Raw genomic sequence first — 732 nt, 5'->3', positions numbered from 1 at the left:
GGCTCGGCGTCCTCGGGCTCGACAGCCGCCGGCTCGTCCGTCACCGGTACGTCCTCGGCGGGCACCGCGTCCTCGGGCTCGGCCTCCGGCTCCGTCGGCGCGGCGTCGTCCTCCACGTCGGTCACCGAGGACTCGGCGTCCTGAGGCGTGACGTCCTCCGAGCCGGAGACCTCGCCGGCTTCGCGCTCGCCGGACGTACCGGACGCCTCCTCGACGTCGTCGGCGTCCGACGGGCTCACCGCGGCGCCGGACACCTCCGCGGTGCTCCCGGCGGCGTCGTCGGTCCCGTCCTCACCGTCGGACGGCTCCAGCCGCACCTCGGGCTCGGCCTCCGCCTCGTTCTCCGCGCCCGCCTCGGCCTCAACCTCAGCCTCGGCCTCCGCGCCCGCCTCGGCCTCCGCCTCGCGCTCCGCGATCTCCCGCTTCAGCGCGGCGGCGGAGAAGCGGATCGTCGCACCGCTCTCCAGGTCACCGTTGTCGGCCCGGAACCCACCGACCGGGATGTCCGGCACGGCCGAAGGGGAAGCCGCACCCGACTCCTCGGGCTCCTTCTCCGTCTCCGACCGCTGCGGCTCGAACCCGCTCCCCACCGGAAGCCTCGGCACGGCCACCGGCCCCCCGGACGGCGGCACGGGAGGCGCGGGGGGCGTGAACGGCGCGGCGGGCGCGGGGGGCGTGAACGGGGCGCCCGGTGCAGGCACGGGCGGAGTGAAGGGCGCCCCCGGCGCGGGC

The 732-nt window shown here is 77.6% G+C and carries 1 protein-coding gene and 1 pseudogene; one reads left to right on the top strand and one right to left on the bottom strand.

Annotated features, from left to right (window positions below):
- Positions 1 to 512: pseudogene (locus tag B7767_RS46710) on the bottom strand (topoisomerase II); the annotation flags it as partial.
- Between B7767_RS46710 and B7767_RS47460 the strand changes: the two are divergent.
- On the top strand, positions 502 to 732 hold a 231-nt coding region (locus B7767_RS47460; protein WP_373408255.1), incomplete at its 3' end, for a hypothetical protein. The pseudogene B7767_RS46710 and the gene B7767_RS47460 overlap by 11 nt on opposite strands.

The organism is Streptomyces sp. 13-12-16 (assembly GCF_002114215.1).
In the GTDB taxonomy this organism is placed as follows: domain Bacteria; phylum Actinomycetota; class Actinomycetes; order Streptomycetales; family Streptomycetaceae; genus Streptomyces.
Note: the sequence above shows the minus strand (reverse complement) of the source record. Positions and strands in the feature narration are given on the sequence as shown.